The sequence below is a fragment of the Paraburkholderia sp. BR14312 genome (assembly GCF_040948675.1).
In the GTDB taxonomy this organism is placed as follows: domain Bacteria; phylum Pseudomonadota; class Gammaproteobacteria; order Burkholderiales; family Burkholderiaceae; genus Paraburkholderia; species Paraburkholderia nodosa_A.
Window position 1 is genome coordinate 245,276 of the sequence record NZ_JBFPKI010000007.1, and the last position, 19,582, is coordinate 264,857.

The 19,582-nt window shown below is 65.7% G+C and carries 17 protein-coding genes; 9 read left to right on the top strand and 8 right to left on the bottom strand.

Features of this window, described 5'->3' with window-relative positions; translation table 11 throughout:
• Positions 1-87: 87 nt before the first annotated feature.
• Positions 88-2,685, bottom strand: coding sequence for an ATP-dependent chaperone ClpB (gene clpB, locus AB3X98_RS21220; RefSeq protein WP_069267518.1), 2,598 nt, complete (start codon positions 2,683-2,685; stop codon positions 88-90).
• A gap of 252 nt (positions 2,686-2,937) precedes the next feature.
• Positions 2,938-3,438: an Rrf2 family transcriptional regulator gene (locus tag AB3X98_RS21225; RefSeq protein ID WP_069267519.1), complete on the bottom strand. Its 501-nt coding sequence runs from the start codon at positions 3,436-3,438 to the stop codon at positions 2,938-2,940.
• Positions 3,439-3,645: 207 nt separating this feature from the next.
• Here AB3X98_RS21225 and AB3X98_RS21230 point away from each other — a divergent pair, with 207 nt between their 5' ends.
• Entirely contained in the window at positions 3,646-4,206 is a 561-nt protein-coding gene (locus AB3X98_RS21230) for a group III truncated hemoglobin (RefSeq protein ID WP_069267520.1), read from the top strand.
• A gap of 100 nt (positions 4,207-4,306) precedes the next feature.
• On the opposite strand, the gene AB3X98_RS21235 is transcribed toward AB3X98_RS21230, so the two are convergent.
• From AB3X98_RS21235 to AB3X98_RS21260, 6 genes are all read right to left on the bottom strand, one after another.
• Complete coding sequence (locus tag AB3X98_RS21235; protein ID WP_368606718.1) at positions 4,307-4,789, bottom strand: molybdenum cofactor biosynthesis protein MoaE; 483 nt, start codon at positions 4,787-4,789, stop codon at positions 4,307-4,309.
• A 19-nt stretch (positions 4,790-4,808) separates the two neighbouring features.
• On the bottom strand, positions 4,809-5,066 hold the full coding sequence (gene moaD, locus AB3X98_RS21240; protein WP_069267522.1) for a molybdopterin converting factor subunit 1: 258 nt from the start codon (positions 5,064-5,066) through the stop codon (positions 4,809-4,811).
• A gap of 12 nt (positions 5,067-5,078) precedes the next feature.
• Positions 5,079-6,362 (bottom strand): gephyrin-like molybdotransferase Glp, encoded by a 1,284-nt coding sequence (gene glp / locus AB3X98_RS21245; RefSeq protein WP_342945679.1) that lies wholly within the window; start codon positions 6,360-6,362, stop codon positions 5,079-5,081.
• Positions 6,363-6,603: 241 nt separating this feature from the next.
• On the bottom strand, positions 6,604-8,055 hold the full coding sequence (gene thrC / locus AB3X98_RS21250; RefSeq protein ID WP_069267524.1) for a threonine synthase: 1,452 nt from the start codon (positions 8,053-8,055) through the stop codon (positions 6,604-6,606).
• A gap of 10 nt (positions 8,056-8,065) precedes the next feature.
• On the bottom strand, positions 8,066-9,397 hold the full coding sequence (locus tag AB3X98_RS21255) for a homoserine dehydrogenase (RefSeq protein WP_069267525.1): 1,332 nt from the start codon (positions 9,395-9,397) through the stop codon (positions 8,066-8,068).
• 49 nt (positions 9,398-9,446) lie between these two features.
• Complete coding sequence (locus AB3X98_RS21260; RefSeq protein WP_069267526.1) at positions 9,447-10,685, bottom strand: pyridoxal phosphate-dependent aminotransferase; 1,239 nt, start codon at positions 10,683-10,685, stop codon at positions 9,447-9,449.
• Positions 10,686-11,223: 538 nt separating this feature from the next.
• Between AB3X98_RS21260 and AB3X98_RS21265 the strand changes: the two genes are divergently transcribed.
• The 8 genes from AB3X98_RS21265 to AB3X98_RS21300 all read left to right on the top strand — a co-directional run bounded on the left by AB3X98_RS21265 (position 11,224) and on the right by AB3X98_RS21300 (position 19,487).
• Positions 11,224-11,598, top strand: coding sequence for an Mth938-like domain-containing protein (locus AB3X98_RS21265; protein WP_069267527.1), 375 nt, complete (start codon positions 11,224-11,226; stop codon positions 11,596-11,598).
• Positions 11,599-11,756: 158 nt separating this feature from the next.
• Complete coding sequence (locus tag AB3X98_RS21270) at positions 11,757-13,448, top strand: glycosyltransferase family 39 protein (RefSeq protein ID WP_368604212.1); 1,692 nt, start codon at positions 11,757-11,759, stop codon at positions 13,446-13,448.
• A gap of 148 nt (positions 13,449-13,596) precedes the next feature.
• Complete coding sequence (locus tag AB3X98_RS21275; RefSeq protein ID WP_028204911.1) at positions 13,597-13,968, top strand: SMR family transporter; 372 nt, start codon at positions 13,597-13,599, stop codon at positions 13,966-13,968.
• 139 nt (positions 13,969-14,107) lie between these two features.
• Positions 14,108-15,271: a DegT/DnrJ/EryC1/StrS family aminotransferase gene (locus AB3X98_RS21280; protein ID WP_368604211.1), complete on the top strand. Its 1,164-nt coding sequence runs from the start codon at positions 14,108-14,110 to the stop codon at positions 15,269-15,271.
• 189 nt (positions 15,272-15,460) lie between these two features.
• Positions 15,461-16,567 carry a glycosyltransferase gene (locus tag AB3X98_RS21285; RefSeq protein WP_256094951.1) on the top strand — a complete coding sequence of 369 codons (1,107 nt, stop codon included), beginning with the start codon at positions 15,461-15,463 and terminating at the stop codon, positions 16,565-16,567.
• On the top strand, positions 16,564-17,520 hold the full coding sequence (locus AB3X98_RS21290) for a formyltransferase (RefSeq protein WP_368604210.1): 957 nt from the start codon (positions 16,564-16,566) through the stop codon (positions 17,518-17,520). The genes AB3X98_RS21285 and AB3X98_RS21290 overlap by 4 nt, the downstream gene beginning before the upstream one ends.
• Entirely contained in the window at positions 17,517-18,566 is a 1,050-nt protein-coding gene (locus tag AB3X98_RS21295) for a bifunctional UDP-4-keto-pentose/UDP-xylose synthase (RefSeq protein ID WP_069267530.1), read from the top strand. Before AB3X98_RS21290 ends, AB3X98_RS21295 begins: the two co-directional genes overlap by 4 nt.
• A 24-nt stretch (positions 18,567-18,590) precedes the next feature.
• Positions 18,591-19,487, top strand: a complete 897-nt coding sequence (locus AB3X98_RS21300) for a polysaccharide deacetylase family protein (protein WP_342945672.1) — start codon at positions 18,591-18,593, stop codon at positions 19,485-19,487.
• Positions 19,488-19,582: the final 95 nt, after the last annotated feature.

Genomic DNA, 19,582 nt, shown 5'->3' on the forward strand with positions numbered 1-19,582 from the left:
AGGGCAGCGGATCACTCCGCTGCCCTTTTCGTTTCGGCTCAGTGCGCGCCTGCCGGCGCGCGCCTCAGCCGAGGTTTGCTACTCGCGTTAGTGCACCACGCGCTCGAACACGAACTTGCCGTCGTGCACGCCGACAGGGATCACATCCTTCGGCCCGAACTTGCCCGCGAGGATCAGCTTGGCGACCGGGTTCTCGATCTCCTGCTGGATCGCGCGCTTGAGCGGCCGTGCGCCGAACAGCGGGTCGTAGCCGACCTTGGCGATCTGGCTCAGCGCCTCGTCCGACACCACGAGCTCCATGTCGAGCTTCTCCAGACGCTCGCGCAGACGCTGCAGCTGGATCTTCGCAATCGACTCGATATTCGAGCGATCGAGCGCATGGAACACCACGACCTCGTCGATCCGGTTCAGGAACTCGGGGCGGAACTGCTGCTTCACTTCGTTCCACACGGCGTCCTTCACCGCTTCCTGCGGCTCGCCCGCCATCGCCTGAATGAGGTGCGAACCGAGGTTCGACGTCATCACGATTACGGTGTTCTTGAAGTCGACGGTGCGGCCCTGGCCATCGGTCATGCGACCGTCGTCGAGCACTTGCAGCAGCACGTTGAACACGTCCGGGTGCGCCTTTTCGACTTCGTCGAGCAGGATCACGCTATACGGCTTGCGACGCACGGCCTCGGTCAGATAGCCGCCCTCTTCGTAGCCCACGTATCCCGGCGGCGCGCCGATCAAACGCGCCACACTGTGCTTCTCCATGAACTCGCTCATGTCGATGCGGATGAGGTGATCTTCCGAATCGAACAGGAAGCCCGCCAGCGCCTTGCACAGCTCGGTCTTGCCCACACCCGTCGGCCCGAGGAACAGGAACGAGCCGTACGGCCGGTTCGGGTCCGAGAGACCGGCGCGCGAGCGGCGAATCGCGTCGGCGACGGCGGTAATAGCCTCGTCCTGACCCACCACGCGCTCGTGCAGCTTCTCTTCGATCTGCAGCAGCTTTTCGCGCTCGCCCTGCATCATGCGCGAAACGGGAATGCCGGTCGAACGCGACACGACCTCCGCGATTTCCTCGGCGCCCACGAGCGTGCGCAGCAGGCGCAAGCGCGTGGGGTTGTTCTGCTCGTTCGCCTCCGCGAGCGTCACCTGCTTGAGCTGCGCTTCGAGCTCCGGCAGCTTGCCGTACTGCAGTTCCGCGACCTTCTCGAGCTTGCCTTCGCGCTGGAACCGATTGATCTCCGCGCGCACGCGGTCGATCTCTTCCTTGATCTGCGCGCCGCCCTGCACCGCGGCCTTCTCGGTGGTCCAGATCTCTTCGAGATCCTTATATTCGAGGCTCAGCCGGTCGATCTCTTCCTCGATCAGCTGCAGACGCTTTTGCGACGCTTCGTCCTTTTCCTTCTTGACGGCCTCGCGCTCGATCTTCAACTGGATCAGGCGGCGATCGAGCTTGTCCATTGCTTCGGGCTTCGAATCGATTTCCATCTTGATCTTCGAAGCTGCTTCGTCGATCAGGTCGATGGCCTTGTCCGGCAGGAAACGGTCGGTGATGTAGCGATGCGAGAGTTCCGCCGCCGCGACGATAGCCGGGTCGGTGATCTCCACGCCGTGGTGCAGCTCGTACTTCTCCTTCAGGCCGCGCAGGATCGCGATGGTCGCCTCGACCGACGGTTCATCGACGAGCACCTTCTGGAAGCGGCGTTCGAGCGCGGCGTCCTTTTCGATGTACTTGCGATACTCGTCGAGCGTAGTCGCGCCGATGCAGTGCAGTTCGCCGCGCGACAGCGCCGGCTTGAGCATGTTGCCCGCGTCCATCGCGCCTTCGGCCTTGCCGGCGCCAACCATCGTGTGAATTTCGTCGATGAAGACGATGGTCTGCCCTTCGTCCTTGGCAATGTCGTTGAGCACGGCCTTCAGGCGCTCTTCGAACTCGCCGCGATATTTCGCGCCCGCGAGCAGTGCGGCCATGTCGAGCGAGAGCACGCGCTTGCCCTTGAGCGTTTCGGGCACTTCGCCGTTGACGATACGCTGCGCGAGGCCTTCGACGATGGCCGTCTTGCCCACCCCCGGTTCGCCGATCAGCACCGGATTGTTCTTGGTGCGGCGTTGCAGGATCTGGATCGAGCGGCGGATTTCGTCGTCGCGGCCGATCACGGGGTCGAGCTTGCCCGAACGCGCGCGCTCGGTCAGATCGACGGTGTACTTCTTGAGCGCTTCACGCTGGCTCTCGGCGTCCTGGCTGTGCACCTGCGCGCCGCCGCGCACCGCGACGATCGCGGCTTCGAGCGCCTTGCGCGTCAAGCCGTGCTGGCGCGCAAGACGACCCGCCTCGCCCTTGTCCTCGGACACGGCGAGCAGGAACATCTCGCTCGCGATATACGTGTCGTTGAGCTTCTGCGCTTCCTTGTCGGCCTGATTGAGCAGCCCCGTGAGTTCGCGGCCGATCTGCACGTTGCCGTCGGTGCCCTGCACCTGCGGCAAGCGGTTGATGGCGTCGTTCAGCGCGTTCTGCAGCGCCTGGACCTGCACGCCCGCACGCGACATGAGCGAGCGCGCGGAGCCGTCCTGCTGCGCGACGAGCGCAGCCAGCAGGTGAACGGGTTCGATGTACTGGTTATCGTGGCCCACCGCGAGGCTTTGCGCGTCGGCGATGGCTTCCTGGAACTTGGTGGTGAGTTTGTCGATTCTCATTTGATGCGAGACCTCCAGATTTCTAGACTGTCACCAAATTTGAGGGGGGACGCGCCGGTTTCAAGCGCTCTGGCGTCATTTTTTCCGATTTTTGCGATTCAGGCGCGGGCAGCGTCGGTCTCCCGTTGCTGCCGACGCGTGAGAAAACGGGGAAGAATGCGAGGCGGCCGCTGCCGCGCGAGGCAGCGCGTCACGGCGGAACGCCGCAACTCGTAGGGGAAGAAAAACGAAGAGGTGGCGCTGACGCGCGCTTCAATGCTCGCGCGAAGACGCGGAGCGAGCCGCCTGGGCGCGCGGCATGAACTGGATCGGCGCGAGGCCGAGCAACCCGGTCAGTTCGCCCGCAGGCTGGGCCAGTTCGCCGATGGTATGGCAGTCGAGTTCCGCGAGAAACGCATCGCGCGCCGCGGCCAGCGCGTGCTTGAGTCGGCATTGCGGCTCGATGACGCAGCTGCGCCGGTCGCCATGTTCGTCCGGAAAGCAGCCGACGAGCGAGAAGTCGCTCTCTGTCTCACGGACAACGGCGCCAACGCTCAGATCGAGCGACGCCGGTGCGAGCCGCAAGCCGCCATTGCGTCCGCGAACGGTGTCGACCCAGCCGAGTTCGCCCAGGCGCTGCACCACTTTCATCAGATGATTCTTCGAAACGCCGTAGGCGTCCGAGATCTCCTGGATCGTGGCCAGGCTGTCGCGACGCAGCGCGAGATACAGCATCACGCGCAAGGAATAGTCGGTGTAGTCGGTCAGTCTCATGGCGATCGCAATGACAGAGAGGGTGCAGGTGACAGAACCCATACAATAACATGCAGTTAGCATGCAGGTTTTGCCTGGACTGAGTATCATTGTCACTCCGATGGACGCTTCGCAGGGCCTGGCAGCTTGCATGCGGCCCGTTGTCGCATCGTGCTGGCGCCCCGCCGCCGACTACACTCCAGGCACCCCAGGTATCACCCGCCCCAAATGACTCGCCCCGACACCCCTCCCGCTGCCGCGCTGCACGCCCGGCCAACTGAAGAAAACATCCGCGAACTCGTCTACGCGTTCTACGACCGCGTGCGCGACGACGCCATGCTCGGCCCGGTGTTCGACGGCGTGCTCGCTGGACGTTGGGACGAACATCTGCCCAAGATGTGCCGCTTCTGGTCGAGCCTCGTGCTCGGCACCAAAAGCTACCGCGGCAACGTGCAGCAGGCGCACGATCCGGTGCCTGGCGTCGAGCCGCAGCATTTCAGCCGCTGGCTCTATCTTTTCCTCGATACGGTTCAGGCTCGCTACGAGCCCGCGGCAGCGGTGCAGTTCATGGAACCCGCGCTGCGTATCGCGCAAAGCCTGCAACTGAGTCGCTTTGGCTGGGACTACACGATTCCACCCGAGCAACAGGCGATTCTCGATCGCGTGGCGCCTCGCAGGCGCCACGCCGGGCACGGTCATGACTTGCCAACGCGCCCGACCGGCGAGCCGTTTCCGGCCCGTTTCGTTGGCCGCCAGATGGATGTCGGCGAGAACACGCCCGCGGAGTGAGCGCATCTGCTTCAAGCGGTATATCCGAATCGGCGGTTAGTTGCGTTAAATAGGGGCGCGGGTGAGCTGAATCCGTCCCTTCGCCCCTGCGGACGAGCGCCTAGCTGGATTCCCGCGACGCATTCCCCGAGGCCACCCCCCAGCGCGCCAGCGCCTTATCGTCACTCTCGCGGGCATCGACCCAGCGCGCGCCCCGCTCCGTCTCTTCCTTCTTCCAGAACGGCGCCTCGGTCTTGAGGTAGTCCATGACGAACTCGCAGGACGCGAACGCGTCGCCGCGATGCTTCGAGGTCGTCGCGACCAGCACGATCTGGTCGAGCGGCGCGAGCTTGCCCACCCTGTGCACGATCAGCACCTCGATGCCGGCCCAGCGTCGTTGTGCATCGTCGACGATCGCCTCCAGCGCCTTCTCGGTCATGCCCGGATAGTGCTCGAGTTCGAGCGAGGCGATCGTGCTGCCGTCGTTCAGATCGCGCACCGTGCCGACGAAGCACGCCACCGCACCGATCGCCGGATTGCGCGCGCGCAGTTGCGCAACTTCGGTGGTGAGATCGAAATCTTCCGTTTGTACGCGCACGGGCATCGTGAGTCTCCTGTGGCGCTCAGCCGCCCGTCACCGGCGGGAAAAACGCGACTTCGCAGCCCTCGGTGATACGCGTGCGCGGATCCGTCATCACGTGATTGCAAGCCATGCGCAGCGCGCGGCCTTCCGCCAGCGTCTCGGCCCACACACCGCCGCGCGCACGCAGCCAGCCGCGCACATCGCCGACCGTCACGATGGCATCTGGCAGCGTGACCGTTTCGTCCGCGACGCCTAGCGCCTCGCGCACACTCGCAAAAAATTTCAACTGGATCTTCATCGCTCGAGGCTTTCAGTACAGCAATTCGGTGAACGGAATAAAGCGCACGGTCTCGCCGGCGCTGATCGCATGATTGGGCGGATTGTCGATGAGACCGTCGCCCCAGACCGTGGAGGTGAGGACCGCGGAACTCTGGTTCGGGAACAGGTCCAGACCGCCAGCCGGGTTCACGCGCGCTCGCAGGAATTCGTTGCGGCGGTCGCTCTTCGCCTGGGTGAAGTCGGCGCGCAGCGAGAGCGCGCGCGGGCTCACCTGCGTCGCGCCCGCAAGGCGCAGCAGGAACGGACGAACGAACAACAGAAAGGTGACGAAACTCGACACCGGGTTGCCCGGCAAGCCGATGAAAAACGCCTCGCCGGTTTCCGCGTCCGCCGCCCCCTGCGTCCGACGCACCGCGCCGAACGCGAGCGGCTTGCCCGGCTTCATCGCGATCTGCCAAAGGTTGATGCGCCCTTCGGCCTCGACGGCGGGCCGCACGTGATCCTCCTCCCCGACCGAGACACCGCCCGAAGTGAGGATGAGGTCGTGGCCAGCGGCCGCCTCGCGCAGCGTCGCGCGCGTGAGCTCGAGCTGGTCCGGCACGATGCCGTAGTCGGTGACTTCGCAGCCGAGATTGCGCAAGAGGCTCGTGAGCGTGAAGCGGTTCGAGTTGTAGATCGCGCCGGGTTTGAGCGGCTCGCCGGGCATCGTCAGTTCGTCGCCGGTGAAGAACACCGCGACCTTCACGCGGCGCACGACGGTGAGCGTGGCGCACCCCACCGACGCCGCGAGCCCGAGCGCCGCCGGCGTGAGGCGCGTGCCCGCCGGCAGGATCACCGTGTTCTTGCGGATATCGGCGCCCTGCGCCGTGATCCATTCGCCCGCCTTGGGCGCGTGCAGAAAGGTGACGGCGCCTTGCGCGGCCTCGGTCTGCTCCTGCATCACCACGGCGTCTGCGCCCGGCGGCACCGTCGCGCCCGTGAAGATGCGCGCGGCCGTGCCTGCCGCGAGCGGTTGTGGCGCGTGGCCCGCGGCAATGCGCTGCGAAACCGGCAGACGGCGGCTGCCTTGCGCGAGATCGGCCACGCGCACCGCGTAGCCGTCCATTGCGCTCGTATGCATCGGCGGCACGTCGAGCGGCGAGACGACGTCTGCGGCGAGCACGCGGTTCAGCGCGTCGAACGTCGAAATCGTTTCGGCACCGGCGAGCGGCTTCGCCGCGGCAAGCAGCGTGGCGAGGGCGTCGGCAGTGGAGAGCATCGGCGCGCGCGGTGCGGGCGCCGGCGCAGCGGAAGACGGGGACGTAGGCGTGGACATCGAGGTCGTCTCGGACGTGGGCGGCGGGGCCGCCAGCAGCGGTTGGTCTGTCGTTATTGTAGCGGCGCGACCGGCGCGCCGTGCCTTATGCCGTGGATATCCCTGGCGCGCAATGCCTGCGAGTGCGCAGGCCCGGCTGAAGTGATGCAGCGCGCGGGTACGATCGACCCGCCGACGCGTAAAAGCTGATGCGATGTCCACGCGCCGGGACCGCGAACCGATCCGGCCCCGGCTGCGTCCATCAGTGCGCCGTGTGCGCGGCGATATAGTCCTTCACGCGCTGCGCGTCGGCAGGCACGACTTCGAAGCGCTGCGGCAGCGCCTCGAGGCCTTCGAACGCCGCCGGACGCTCCGGCTCGCGGTCCAGCGCTTCGCGGATCGTCTCGCCGAATTTCACCGGCTGCGCGGTTTCGAGCACGATCATCGGCACACCGGGCTGCAGGTGTTCGCGGGCGACCTTCACGCCGTCGGCCGTATGGGTGTCGATCATCGTCTTGTAGCGCGAGTAGATGTCGCGAATCGTGGCGATGCGGTCGTCGTGGCTGCTGCGGCCCGAAACGAAGCCGAACTGCTTGACGCGCACGAAGTCGCCGCTCGCCACGAGATCGAAACCGCCCTTTTCCTCGACGTCGCGGAACAACTGCGTCACGCGCGCCGGGTCGCGGCCCAGCAAGTCGTAGACGAAGCGCTCGAAGTTCGACGCCTTCGAGATGTCCATGCTCGGGCTCGTCGTGTGATACGTCTCGGCCGAGCCGCGCACGCGGTAAATGCCGGTGCGGAAGAACTCGTCGAGCACGTCGTTCTCGTTGGTCGCGACCACGAGCTTTTCGATCGGCAGACCCATCATGCGCGCGATATGGCCCGCGCACACGTTGCCGAAGTTGCCCGAGGGCACCGTGAACGAGACGCGCTCGTCGTTCGACTTCGTCGCCGCGAAGTAGCCGGCGAAGTAGTACACGACCTGGGCCACGACGCGCGCCCAATTGATCGAGTTGACCGTGCCGATCTTCTGCTGCGACTTGAACGCGTGGTCGTTCGAAACGGCCTTGACGATGTCCTGGCAGTCGTCGAACACGCCTTCCACGGCCAGATTGAAGATGTTCGGGTCCTGCAGGCTGAACATCTGCGCCGTCTGGAACGCGCTCATCTTCTTGTGCGGCGACAGCATGAACACGCGCACGCCCTTCTTGCCACGCATCGCGTATTCCGCCGCGCTGCCGGTGTCGCCCGACGTCGCGCCGAGAATGTTCAGCTCCTGGCCGGCCTTCGCGAGCGCGTACTCGAACAGGTTGCCGAGCAGCTGCATCGCCATGTCCTTGAACGCGAGCGTCGGACCGTTCGAGAGTTCGAGCAGCGAGAGCGGCGCGCCGTTTTCCTCGCCGAGCGTGGTGAGCGGCGTGATCTTGCTTGCGTCTTCGCCATGGCGCACGTTGCGGTACGTCTCGCCCGTGTAGGTGCGGCGCGTGATGTCGCGCAGATCGTCGGCCGGAATGTCACCCGCGAACTTCGAGAGGATCTCGAACGCGAGGTCCGCGTACGAAAGGCCGCGCCAGCGCGCCAGTTCTTCCTTGCTGATCTGCGGATACCCGGCCGGCAGATACAGGCCGCCGTCGCGCGCGAGGCCGCCCAGCAGGATGTCGGAAAACGAATGATGCTCGCCGGCGCCCGCGCCGCGCGTAGATACGTAATTCATAGCCCTTGCCTTAGTTCAGTCCTTCCATACGCAGCTTCGTGACCTGCGACTTCACCGTCGCGAGCTTTTCGATCTGCGCGATCGCCGCGTTGACGTTCTTCTCGATCGTCTCGTGCGTGATCAGGATGATGTCGGTTTCCGCCTTGCCCTGCGCGTCGACCTGCTCCGCTTCCTTTTGCAGCAGCGCGTCGATCGAGATGCCGCTGTCCGCGAGGATGCGCGTGATGGCCGCCATCACGCCGGTCTGGTCCGCCACGCGCAGGCGCAGGTAGTAGCCGCTCGTGACTTCGTCGATCGGCAGGATCGGCGTGTTCGAGAGGCTGTCCGGCTGGAACGCCAGATGCGGCACACGGTGCTCGGGGTCGGCCGTGTGCAGACGCGTCACATCGACGAGATCGGCCACCACGGCGGATGCCGTCGGCTCCGCGCCCGCGCCCTTGCCGTAGTAGAGCGTCGTGCCGACCGCGTCGCCGTGCACGACCACGGCGTTCATTGCGCCTTCCACGTTCGCGAGCAGGCGCTTGGCCGGAATCAGCGTGGGATGCGTGCGCAGCTCGATGCCGCGATCGGTGCGGCGCGCGATGCCGAGCAGCTTGATGCGATAGCCCAGTTCTTCCGCGTACTTGATGTCGATGGCGTCGAGCTTGCTGATGCCTTCCACATAGGCTTTGTCGAACTGCACGGGCACGCCGAACGCGATCGCGCTCATGATCGTCGCCTTGTGCGCGGCGTCCACGCCTTCGATGTCGAAGGTCGGATCGGCTTCGGCGTAGCCCAGTTCCTGCGCGGCTTTCAATGCGGTCGCGAAGTCGAGCCCGCGCTCGCGCATTTCCGAGAGGATGTAGTTCGTCGTGCCGTTGATGATGCCGGCGATGTACTGGATGCGGTTGGCCGTGAGGCCTTCGCGCAGCGCCTTGATGATGGGGATGCCGCCCGCCACCGCCGCCTCGAACGCGACCATCACGCCCTTGGCGCGCGCCGCTTCGAAGATCTCGGTGCCGTGCACCGCCAGCAGCGCCTTGTTCGCGGTGACGACATGCTTGCCGCTGGCAATGGCGCGCAGCACGAGATCCCTCGCGAGCGTCGTGCCGCCGATCATTTCGGCGACGATCGAAATCGCGGGATCGTCGACCACGGCGTTGAAGTCGGTCGTCAGCTCGACGCTGCCGGCTTCACTGCCGAGCGCCGTCGTGGCCTTGGCCGGGTTGCGCACGGCGATGCGCGCCACCTCGATGCCGCGGCCCGCGCGGCGTTTGATTTCTTCCTGGTTGCGGCGCAGTACCGTGAAGGTGCCGCTGCCCACCGTGCCGAAGCCCAAGAGACCTACTTTGATCGGATCCATGCAGCGTGTGTTCGTCCAAGTGTTTGAAAAGGGGATGCGTGTGACTGGCTCAGGTGCCGTGCCGCTGACGATAACCGTCGAGGAAGCGCGCGATGCGGTTGATCGAATCGGTCAGGTCGTCGACGTTCGGCAGGAACACCACGCGGAAGTGGTCCGGCTGCTTCCAGTTGAAGCCCGTGCCCTGCACGAGCAGCACGCGCTCCTGCAAGAGCAGATCGAGGATGAACTGCTGATCGTTCTCGATCGGATAGAGCTTCGGGTCGAGGCGCGGGAACATGTAGAGCGCCGCTTCCGGCTTCACGCAGGTCACGCCCGGGATGGCCGTGAGCATGTTGTACGCCAGTTCGCGCTGGCGATAGAGGCGCCCGCCCGGCTGGATCAGCTCGTTGATGCTCTGGTAGCCGCCCAGCGCCGTCTGGATCGCGTACTGGCCCGGCACGTTCGCGCACAGGCGCATCGAGGCGAGAATGCCGAGACCTTCCGTGTAGTCCTTCGAGCGGCGGCGGTTTTCCCCCGTCATGCCCGAGAGGAACATCCAGCCCGCGCGGTAGCCGCACGCGCGATAGCTCTTCGACAGGCTGTTGAGCGTGACGGTGATCACGTCTTCCGAGAGCGAGCCGAGCGCCGTGTGCGTCTTGCCGTCGTAGATGATCTTGTCGTAGACCTCGTCGGCGAACAGGATCAGGCCGTGCTCGCGCGCGATCGCAACGAGCCCGCGCAGCAGGTCGTCCGAATAGAGCGCGCCGGTCGGGTTGTTCGGGTTGATGACGACGATCGCGCGCGTATTCGGCGTGATCTTCGAGCGGATGTCGTCGAGGTCGGGCATCCACGCGTTCGACTCGTCGCAGATGTAGTGCACGGGCGTGCCGCCCGAAAGGCTCACCGCCGCCGTCCACAGCGGATAGTCGGGCGCGGGCAGCAGCACTTCGTCGCCGTCGTTCAGGAGCGCCTGCATGGCCATCACGATCAGTTCGGACGCGCCGTTACCGATGTAGATGTCGTCGAGCTCGACGCCCTTGATGCCCTTTTGCTGCGCGTAATGCATGATCGCCTTGCGCGCGGCGAACACGCCCTTCGAATCCGAATACCCCGAGGAGCCCGGCAGGTTCAGGATCATGTCCTGAATGACTTCGTCGGGCGCGTCGAAACCGAACGGCGCGAGATTGCCGATGTTCAGCTTGATGATGCGGTGGCCTTCTTCTTCGAGGCGCTTCGCGTGCTCGAGCACCGGCCCGCGGATGTCGTAGCAAACGTTCTGCAGCTTGTTGGATTTGAGAATCGGTTTCACGGCGGGCTATCGGTTATCGGTCAGTAAAGCGGTCAGAGAATCAGTCAGGGCGTCAGAGGCGAGTAAGACGCGGTAAAAGGGCTGGAACAGGCTGAAATGCCGTCGACCGGCCGGCGGATGGCGCCTTGGTGGACAGGACATGCAAGGGAGCCGGAGGGGCGCCCCCGGCGGGACAAAAAGCCGTGCACGATTGCGTGGGGAGCACCGGGCGCACGCGCGACGCTTCGCAAAGCGTGCGCTGGCCGACCCGACTACCCCAAAACCGCCCCAGCAGCTTGTGGCTGCCCTCGCCCGATGCGCGGATGGCGCGGGTAGCGGCCTGCCGGCGCGGTCTACCCGCGGGCGCCGCCGCAGCGGCGGCTAAAAAGCTATAATTTAGCGGATTTTGACCAACTTCCGCAATGCGCAATCGGCCACGAGGCGGGTCGCGAAGCGGGTGACACGGCGGGCTGCAAGGCGGTTCGCCGAGGCCGGCGGCGGCACAGGATATGCGCCCCTCGCTTGCGCACCCGACCTGCCCTTACCCCGGAACCCCGTTTTGAAATTACACCAGGACTCCAGCGCCGCGCTGAACACCGTGACCGGTTACGGCGCCGACTACGTCGAAGTGAACCTCGAACGCCATACGGGCAGCATCATCGTGATGCCCGAATCGCCGGTCACCCCCTGGCCGGTGCAGTCGTTCGACGCCCTCACGCCCGAACTCTTCGAGCTGCTTGTGCCGCTGAACCCCGAAGTGGTCGTCTTCGGCAGCGGGGAGCGGTTGCGCTTTCCGCATCCGCGCCTGACCGCGGCGCTCGCCAGGAAGCGCATCGGTGTGGAGGCGATGGACTTCAAGGCCGCCTGCCGCACCTACAACATCCTCATGGCCGAAGGCCGCCGTGTGGCGGCCGCGCTTCTGATCGAAAGCTGACGCGCCTTAAGCTTGCCATCAGGTCGCCGCGCGGCGGCGTAGTACACTTGCGCGCCGTGTGCGTAGCGCGCGCCCCGGACCCGGCCGCACACCGCGCGCGGCCAGCGCGCGCTTCGCACCCCGACCGCAACGACTGCAACAAGAACAGGCTGAAACCCATGAACGATACGCCATCGAGGCTACCGCTCAACCGCAGCGCGATCCTGCTCCTGATCCTCGCCCTCGCCGTGATCTGGTTCCTGCCGCTCGGCTGGCGCCACCTGCTGCCGAGCGACGAAGGCCGCTACGCCGAAATGGCGCGCGAAATGCTCGCGAGCGGCGACTGGATCACGCCGCGCTACAACGACTACAAGTACTTCGAAAAGCCGCCGCTGCAAACCTGGATGAACGCGCTCACCTTCGCGTGGTTCGGCATCGGCGAGTGGCAGGCGCGCCTCTACACGGCGCTCACCGGCTTCGCGGGCGTGCTGCTGATCGGCTTCACCGGCGCGCGCGTGTTCAACGCCGCCACGGGTTTCTTCGCCGCGGTCGTGCTCGCCTGCGCGCCGTACTGGAACCTGATGGGCCACTTCAACACGCTCGACATGGGCCTGGCGTTCTGGATGCAACTCACGCTGTGTGCGCTGCTGCTCGCCCAGCGCCCGACCCTGCCCAAGGCGAACGCGCGCCTGTGGATGTGGGTGTGCTGGGCCGCCATGGCGATGGCGGTGCTGTCCAAGGGCCTCGTCGGCCTGATCCTGCCAGGCGCCGTGCTGGTGCTCTATACGGCGATTTCGCGCGACTGGGCGCTCTGGAAGCGCCTCTATCTCGTGAGCGGTCTGATCGTCTTCTTCGCGATCGTGTCGCCGTGGTTCATCCTCGTGCAGCAGCGCAATCCCGAGTTCTTCAACTTCTTCTTCTTCGTCCAGCAGTTCCAGCGCTACCTCACGCCCGCGCAGAACCGCCCCGGCCCGTTCTACTACTTCGTGCCGGTCATGCTGGTGGGCTTCCTGCCGTGGCTTTCGGTGAGCGTGCAGAGCGTGCGCCATGCGCTGCGCGCGCCGCGCCAGCCCAACGGGTTCTCGCCCGTCATGCTGATGCTCGTGTGGACGGTGTTCATTTTCCTGTTCTTCAGCGCCTCGCACTCGAAGCTCGTCTCCTACGTCCTGCCGATCGCGCCGCCCGTGGCGCTCATCATCGGCATGTATCTGCCGGTCATGACGCGCGCCCAGTGGAACAAGCACCTCGCGGGCTACGCGGTGTTCGCCGTCGCGCTGATGGCGGGCTCGTTCGTGCTCACGCGGCTCGGCGACGCGCGCAATCCCAACGCGCTCTACCGGGAGTTCCAGGTCTGGGTGTTCGGCGCGGCCGCAGTGGCCTTCGTCGTCACCATGGTCGGCCTGCGCCTGAACCGGGCGAAGCGCACGCCCGAAACCGGTGCGCGCGCGCCAGCGGTTGCGCTCGGCACCGCGTGGCTGCTGCTCGCGACCATTGCGGGCACGGGCCACGACGTGTTCGGCACGCTGAGTTCCGGCGCGCCGCTCGCGCCCGCTGTGCGCGCCGCCATTGCGAAGCTGCCGCCCGACACGCCGTTCTACTCGGTGGGCGTACTCGACCATACGATGCCTTTCTACGTGCGCCATACGATGACGATGGTCGAGGTCACCGACGAGCTGGCCTTCGGCATCTCCGAGGAGCCGCAAAAATGGGTGCCGACCATTGCCGACTGGGAGGCGCGCTGGAAGTCCGACCGCTATGCGCTCGCGCTGCTTCCCGTGAAGCGCTATGAAGAGCTGGCCGCGCAGGGCCTGCCGATGCAGGTGATCGCGCGCGACGCGCGCCGCGTGATCGTGGAAAAGCCGCAATCCTGAGCGCTTCCTGGCCCCGATTGACGCATGGGCGATAATCGGGCCGGGCCGCGCAGGTGCGCGGCGGCCCGGGCTGGCCTGAACGGCACGGCCGGCCTGCGCAGCCCGGGCTCCCGCCCCAACCCGACAACCCGTTGAACCACCCTTTCCGATGAATCCGATTTCCCTCATCTGCATCCTCGCCGGCGTCGGCCTCAACGCCTGCGCGCAACTGTTGCTGAAAGCGGGTGTCAATGCCGTTGGACACTTCGAATTCAGCCGTGCGAACATCTTGCCCATTGGCCTGAAGCTCGCGACGCAAGTGCCGATTCTCGGCGGCCTCACCTGCTACGTGTTCAGCGTGGTCGTGTGGATCGTCGGGCTCTCGCGCGTGGACGTCTCGATCGCCTACCCGATGCTCTCGCTCGGCTACGTGGTCAACGCGTTCGCGGCGTGGTATCTGTTCGGCGAGGTGCTGAGCGTGCAGCGGCTCGTGGGCATCGGCATCATCCTGATCGGCGTGTTCGTGCTGGCGCGCAGCTGACGCGCCGCGGCGCGCTGTGGCGCGCGTGGCGAGGCCGCTTGCAGCGCGGCATATTGCGCCCATATAGGTATTTCGTAAGATGCGCCGCGGCGGCCTTGCCGCCCGGCCCCACTTTCTGACGAGCAAAGAGCAAGCACTCATGACCCAGTCATCCCCGCAGTCGACCCTTCCGTTCCTGCCGTTCGTGCGTCCCGAAATCGACGAGGAAACCATCCAGGGCGTCGCCGACGTGCTGCGCTCGGGCTGGATCACGACCGGCCCGCAGAACCAGGCGTTCGAAGCGGCGCTCTCGGAGTATTGCGGCGGCCGTCCGGTGCGCACTTTCAACTCGGGCACGGCGACGCTCGAAATCGGTTTGCGCCTTGCCGGCGTGGGTCCCGGCGACGAAGTCATCACGACGCCCGCGTCGTGGGTTTCCACGAGCAACGTGATCTACGAGGTGGGCGCGACGCCGGTGTTCGCCGACATCGATCCCGTCACGCGCAACATCGACCTCGACAAGCTCGAAGCCGCCATCACGCCGAAGACCAAAGCCATCATCCCGGTCTTTCTCTCGGGCCTGCCCGTCGACATGGACCGGCTCTACGCGATCGCCCGCCAGCACGAGCTGCGCGTAATCGAGGACGCCGCGCAGGCGTTCGGCTCGAGCTGGAACGGCAAGCGTATCGGCGCGATCGGCGACATCGTCTCGTTCAGCTTCCACGCCAACAAGAACCTCACGTCGATCGAAGGCGGCGCGCTCGTCCTCAACGACGAAGCCGAGGCCGTGCTCGCGCAGAAATACCGTCTCCAGGGCATTACGCGCACGGGCTTCGACGGCATGGACTGCGACGTGCTCGGCGGCAAGTACAATCTCACGGATGTGGCGGCGCGCGTCGGGCTCGGCCAGCTCAAGCACATCGAGCGTTTCATCCGGCAGCGCCGCGAGCTTGCGCGGGCTTACTTCGCGGGCTTCGAAGGCGGCGCGGCGGTTAAGCTCGGCGTCGGCCTGCCGCTCGCCGATTTCGCCAACAGCAACTGGCACATGTTCCAGATCACGCTGCCGCTCGACACGCTCGCGATCGACCGCGCCGGTTTCATGGGCGAACTCAAGGAGCGCGGCATCGGCTCGGGCGTGCATTACCCGGCCATCCACCTCTTCACGCTCTACCGCGAGCGTGGTTTCAAGGCGGGCATGTTCCCGCACGCCGAGCGCTTCGGTGCGAGCACGGTCACGCTGCCGCTCTTCACGCAGATGACCGAATCCGACGTGGCGCGCGTGTGCAGCGCGGTGGACGAGATTTGCGCGAAGTTTGCGAAGTAGTTGGCAAAACAGGCAGTAACGGAAGTCGGGGACGGGATAACGCCGCTCCGACGGGCATGGGACCCGTGGCAGCGCTAAAGCGCCAACTCGGGTCGACACAGGGGAAACGCAGGCGGACGGCGCGGCGCATGCGCCGCCGATTTGCGCATGCAGCAAACCGCAGCATCCAATAACGGAATCGACGCACACATGAGTCAAACGGAACAAGGCACCTTGACCCCGGACACGCCGGAAGTCTCGGTCATCATTCCGGTCTACAACGAGGAAGCTGGCCTTCCCGAGCTGTTCGCGCGCCTGTATCCGGCGCTCGACAAGCTCGGCACCTCGTACGAAGTGATCTTCATCAACGACGGCAGCCGCGACCGCTCGGCCGCGATGCTCGCGGAGCAGTTCCGCGCGCGGCCCGATACCACGCGCGCGATCCTGCTCAACGGCAACTACGGCCAGCACATGGCGATTCTCGCGGGCTTCGAGCAGGCCCGCGGCGAGATCGTCATCACGCTCGACGCCGATCTGCAGAATCCGCCCGAGGAAATCGGCAAGCTCGTCGAGAAGATGCGCGAGGGCTACGACTACGTCGGCACCATCCGCAAGCAGCGCCAGGACAGCCTCTGGCGGCGCAAGGCCTCGCAGGCGATGAACCGTCTGCGCGAGCGCATCACGCGCATCAAGATGACCGATCAGGGCTGCATGCTGCGCGCGTACAACCGCCGCATCATCGACACGATCAACCGCTGCGGCGAAATCAACACCTTCATCCCGGCGCTCGCGTACACGTTCTCGCAGAACCCGGTCGAGGTGGAGGTCGCGCACGAGGAGCGCTTCGCGGGCGAATCGAAGTACTCGCTCTACAGCCTCATTCGCCTGAATTTCGACCTCGTGACGGGCTTCTCCGTCGTGCCGCTGCAGTGGCTCTCGTTCATCGGCGTGATCCTCTCGCTCGGCTCGGCGGGCCTCTTCCTGCTGCTGCTGATTCGCCGCTTCGTCCTCGGCGCGGAAGTGCAAGGCGTCTTCACGCTCTTCGCCATCACGTTCTTCCTGCTCGGCGTGATCATCTTCGCGCTCGGGCTGCTCGGCGAGTACATCGGCCGCATCTACCAGCAGGTGCGCGCGCGTCCGCGTTACCTGATCCAGACGATCCTCGAGGAGCGCAATGGCCGCGCCGTCGTCGATACGCCGCGCCAGGATTTCATGCAGGCCGCCGCCTTCGCGCAGCCGGCTGAACCCGCGCGAGCGGCAGGTGCGGCTGCGAGGCCGGCCACCACGAACGCGGCCAATGAAGGAGCCGGCCAATGAAACCGCGCGCCGTTGTGTTCGCGTATCACAACGTGGGCGTGCGCTGTCTGCAGGTGTTGCTCGCGGGCGGCGTCGACGTTGCGCTCGTCGTCACGCATGAAGACAGCCCGACCGAAAACATCTGGTTCGGCAGCGTGAAGTCGGTGGCCGAGGAGCATGGCATCGAAGTCGTCACGCCCGCCGACCCGAAGAGCGCCGAGTTGCGCGCGGCCGTTTCGGCAGCGCGCCCGGACTTCATCTTCTCGTTCTACTACCGGCACATGCTGCCCGTGGACCTGCTCGCCCTCGCCGGGCGCGGCGCGTACAACGTGCACGGCTCGCTCCTGCCGAAATACCGCGGCCGCGTGCCCACGAACTGGGCCGTGCTCAACGGCGAAACCGAAACGGGCGCCACGCTGCACGAAATGGGCGCGAAGCCCGACGCGGGCGCGATCGTCGCGCAGACCCCGGTGCCGATCCTGCCCGACGACACCGCCGCGCAGGTCTTCGACAAGGTGACGGTCGCCGCCGAGCAGACGCTCTGGCGCGTGCTGCCCGCGCTGATCGCGGGCGAAGCGCCGCATCTGCCGAACGATCTCACGAAGGGCAGCTATTACGGCGGGCGCAAGCCGGAAGACGGCCGCATCGACTTCGGCGAGAGCGCGCAGCACGTGTACAACCTGATCCGCGCCGTGGCGCCGCCCTATCCGGGCGCGTTCACCGACATCGGCAACGAGCGTTTCGTGATTGCCCGCGCGCGTCTCGTGCGCCCCGGCTCGCAAGACGCCGAAAGGGTCCGCCCCCTCGCCGGATTGCCCGTGGGCATCCACGTAAGCGATAATGCGCTTTTCGCCGTTTGCGGCGACGCACGCGCCATCGCGATCCACGAACTGCGGCATCAGCATAACGGTCAGGAGACCGTCATCAGCCCCGCCGCGTTCTCCGAACTCATTTCATCTGTCCCCCGTCCATGACCAAAAAAGTTCTGATCCTGGGTGTGAACGGCTTTATCGGCCACCACCTCTCCAAGCGCATCCTCGAAAGCACGAACTGGGAAGTGTTCGGCATGGACATGCAGACGGATCGCCTCGGCGACCTCGTCAAGCATGAGCGGATGCACTTCTTCGAAGGCGACATCACGATCAACAAGGAGTGGGTCGAGTACCACGTCAAGAAGTGCGACGTGATCCTGCCGCTGGTCGCCATCGCGACGCCCGCCACCTACGTGCAGCAGCCGCTGCGCGTGTTCGAGCTCGACTTCGAAGCGAACCTGCCGATCGTGCGTTCGGCCGTGAAGTACCGCAAGCACCTCGTCTTCCCGTCGACATCGGAAGTCTATGGCATGTGCTCGGACGAGCAGTTCGACCCGGATGCGTCCGCCCTGACCTACGGCCCGATCAACAAGCCGCGCTGGATCTACGCGTGCTCGAAGCAGCTGATGGACCGCGTGATCTGGGGCTACGGTATGGAAGGCCTGAATTTCACGCTGTTCCGTCCGTTCAACTGGATCGGCCCGGGCCTCGACTCGATCTACACGCCGAAGGAAGGTTCGTCGCGCGTCGTGACGCAGTTCCTCGGCCACATCGTGCGCGGCGAGAACATCAGCCTCGTGGATGGCGGCGCGCAAAAGCGCGCGTTCACCGACATCGACGACGGCATCGCGGCGCTGATGAAGATCATCGAGAACAAGGACGGCGTCGCCACGGGCAAGATCTACAACATCGGCAACCCGACCAACAACTTCTCGGTGCGCGAACTCGCGCACAAGATGCTCGCGCTCGCCGCCGAATTCCCGGAATACGCGGAAACGGCCAAGAAGGTGCAGTTGGTCGAAACGTCGTCGGGCGCGTACTACGGCGCGGGCTACCAGGACGTGCAGAACCGCGTGCCGAAGATCGACAACACGAAGCAGGAACTCGGCTGGGCGCCGAAGTCGACCTTCGACGAAGCGCTGCGCAAGATCTTCGAAGCATACCGCGGCCATGTCGCCGAAGCGCGTGCGCTCGTCGAGCAACATTAAGCGTTAGAGAAAGGTCATCGCCTCTTGGCCCGCATCGTCCTGAAAATCGACGTCGACACGCTGCGCGGTACCCGCGAAGGCGTGCCGAATCTCGCGCGCATCTTCGACCGCTACAAGGCGCGCGCCACGTTCCTGTTCAGCCTCGGCCCCGATCACACGGGCTGGGCGCTGCGTCGCGTGTTGCGACCTGGCTTTCTCAAGAAGGTCTCGCGCACGTCGGTGGTCGAGCACTACGGCGTGAAGCAGCTGATGTACGGCGTGCTGCTGCCGGGGCCCGACATCGGCGTGGAAGCCGCGGCGGAAATGCGCGCGATTCACGAAGCCGGCTTCGAGTGCGGCATCCATACGTGGGATCACGTGTACTGGCAGGACAACGTGCGCAAGCGCGACGCGCGGTGGACCGCGCGCCAGATGCAGAAGAGCCACGACCGCTTCACGCGGATCTTCGGCACGCCGCCCGTCACGCACGGCGCGGCGGGCTGGCAGATGAACGAAGCCGCCTTCGAGCAGATCGACACGTGGGGCATGCGCTACGCCTCCGACGGGCGCGGTCATTCGCCCTACCGTCCGGTGGTGGCGGGCCGCACGCTGAATCACGTGCAGATGCCCACCACGCTGCCCACGCTCGACGAGGTGCTCGGTGTCGATGGCGTCGATACCGATACGGTCGCGGCGTGGATGCTCAAGCGCACCGAAAACAACCCGCACGATCAGGTCTTCACGCTGCACGCCGAACTCGAAGGCCAGAAGCTCGCACCGGTGTTCGAACAGCTGCTCGCCGGCTGGCGCGCACAAGGCCATACGTTTGCCACGATGGGCGACTACCATGCGACGCTGGACCCGGATTCGCTGCCATCGTACCCTGTCACCTGGGGCGAGATCGCCGGCCGCTCCGGCCAGCTGATCGTGCAGCCCGACTGAATCCGCCGCCTGCGCGCCGCGGGGTGTCTGCCAGGACCCGCGCCCGCGCAACACCGCCCGCCGCGGGCGGCACGCCGTCCCGGCGAAACGGCGCC

Bases quoted from the DNA above. Each gene is read 5' to 3' on its own strand.
- AB3X98_RS21235 (WP_368606718.1), bottom strand. From the start codon at position 4,789: ATGCCCGTGCGCGTACAAACGGAAGATTTCGATCTCACCACCGAAGTT.
- moaD (WP_069267522.1), bottom strand. From the start codon at position 5,066: ATGAAGATCCAGTTGAAATTTTTTGCGAGTGTGCGCGAGGCGCTAGGC.
- clpB (WP_069267518.1), bottom strand. From the start codon at position 2,685: ATGAGAATCGACAAACTCACCACCAAGTTCCAGGAAGCCATCGCCGAC.
- AB3X98_RS21290 (WP_368604210.1), top strand. From the start codon at position 16,564: ATGAAACCGCGCGCCGTTGTGTTCGCGTATCACAACGTGGGCGTGCGC.
- AB3X98_RS21270 (WP_368604212.1), top strand. From the start codon at position 11,757: ATGAACGATACGCCATCGAGGCTACCGCTCAACCGCAGCGCGATCCTG.
- AB3X98_RS21225 (WP_069267519.1), bottom strand. From the start codon at position 3,438: ATGAGACTGACCGACTACACCGACTATTCCTTGCGCGTGATGCTGTAT.
- AB3X98_RS21255 (WP_069267525.1), bottom strand. From the start codon at position 9,397: ATGGATCCGATCAAAGTAGGTCTCTTGGGCTTCGGCACGGTGGGCAGC.
- glp (WP_342945679.1), bottom strand. From the start codon at position 6,362: ATGTCCACGCCTACGTCCCCGTCTTCCGCTGCGCCGGCGCCCGCACCG.
- AB3X98_RS21285 (WP_256094951.1), top strand. From the start codon at position 15,461: ATGAGTCAAACGGAACAAGGCACCTTGACCCCGGACACGCCGGAAGTC.
- AB3X98_RS21295 (WP_069267530.1), top strand. From the start codon at position 17,517: ATGACCAAAAAAGTTCTGATCCTGGGTGTGAACGGCTTTATCGGCCAC.
- AB3X98_RS21280 (WP_368604211.1), top strand. From the start codon at position 14,108: ATGACCCAGTCATCCCCGCAGTCGACCCTTCCGTTCCTGCCGTTCGTG.
- thrC (WP_069267524.1), bottom strand. From the start codon at position 8,055: ATGAATTACGTATCTACGCGCGGCGCGGGCGCCGGCGAGCATCATTCG.
- AB3X98_RS21230 (WP_069267520.1), top strand. From the start codon at position 3,646: ATGACTCGCCCCGACACCCCTCCCGCTGCCGCGCTGCACGCCCGGCCA.
- AB3X98_RS21275 (WP_028204911.1), top strand. From the start codon at position 13,597: ATGAATCCGATTTCCCTCATCTGCATCCTCGCCGGCGTCGGCCTCAAC.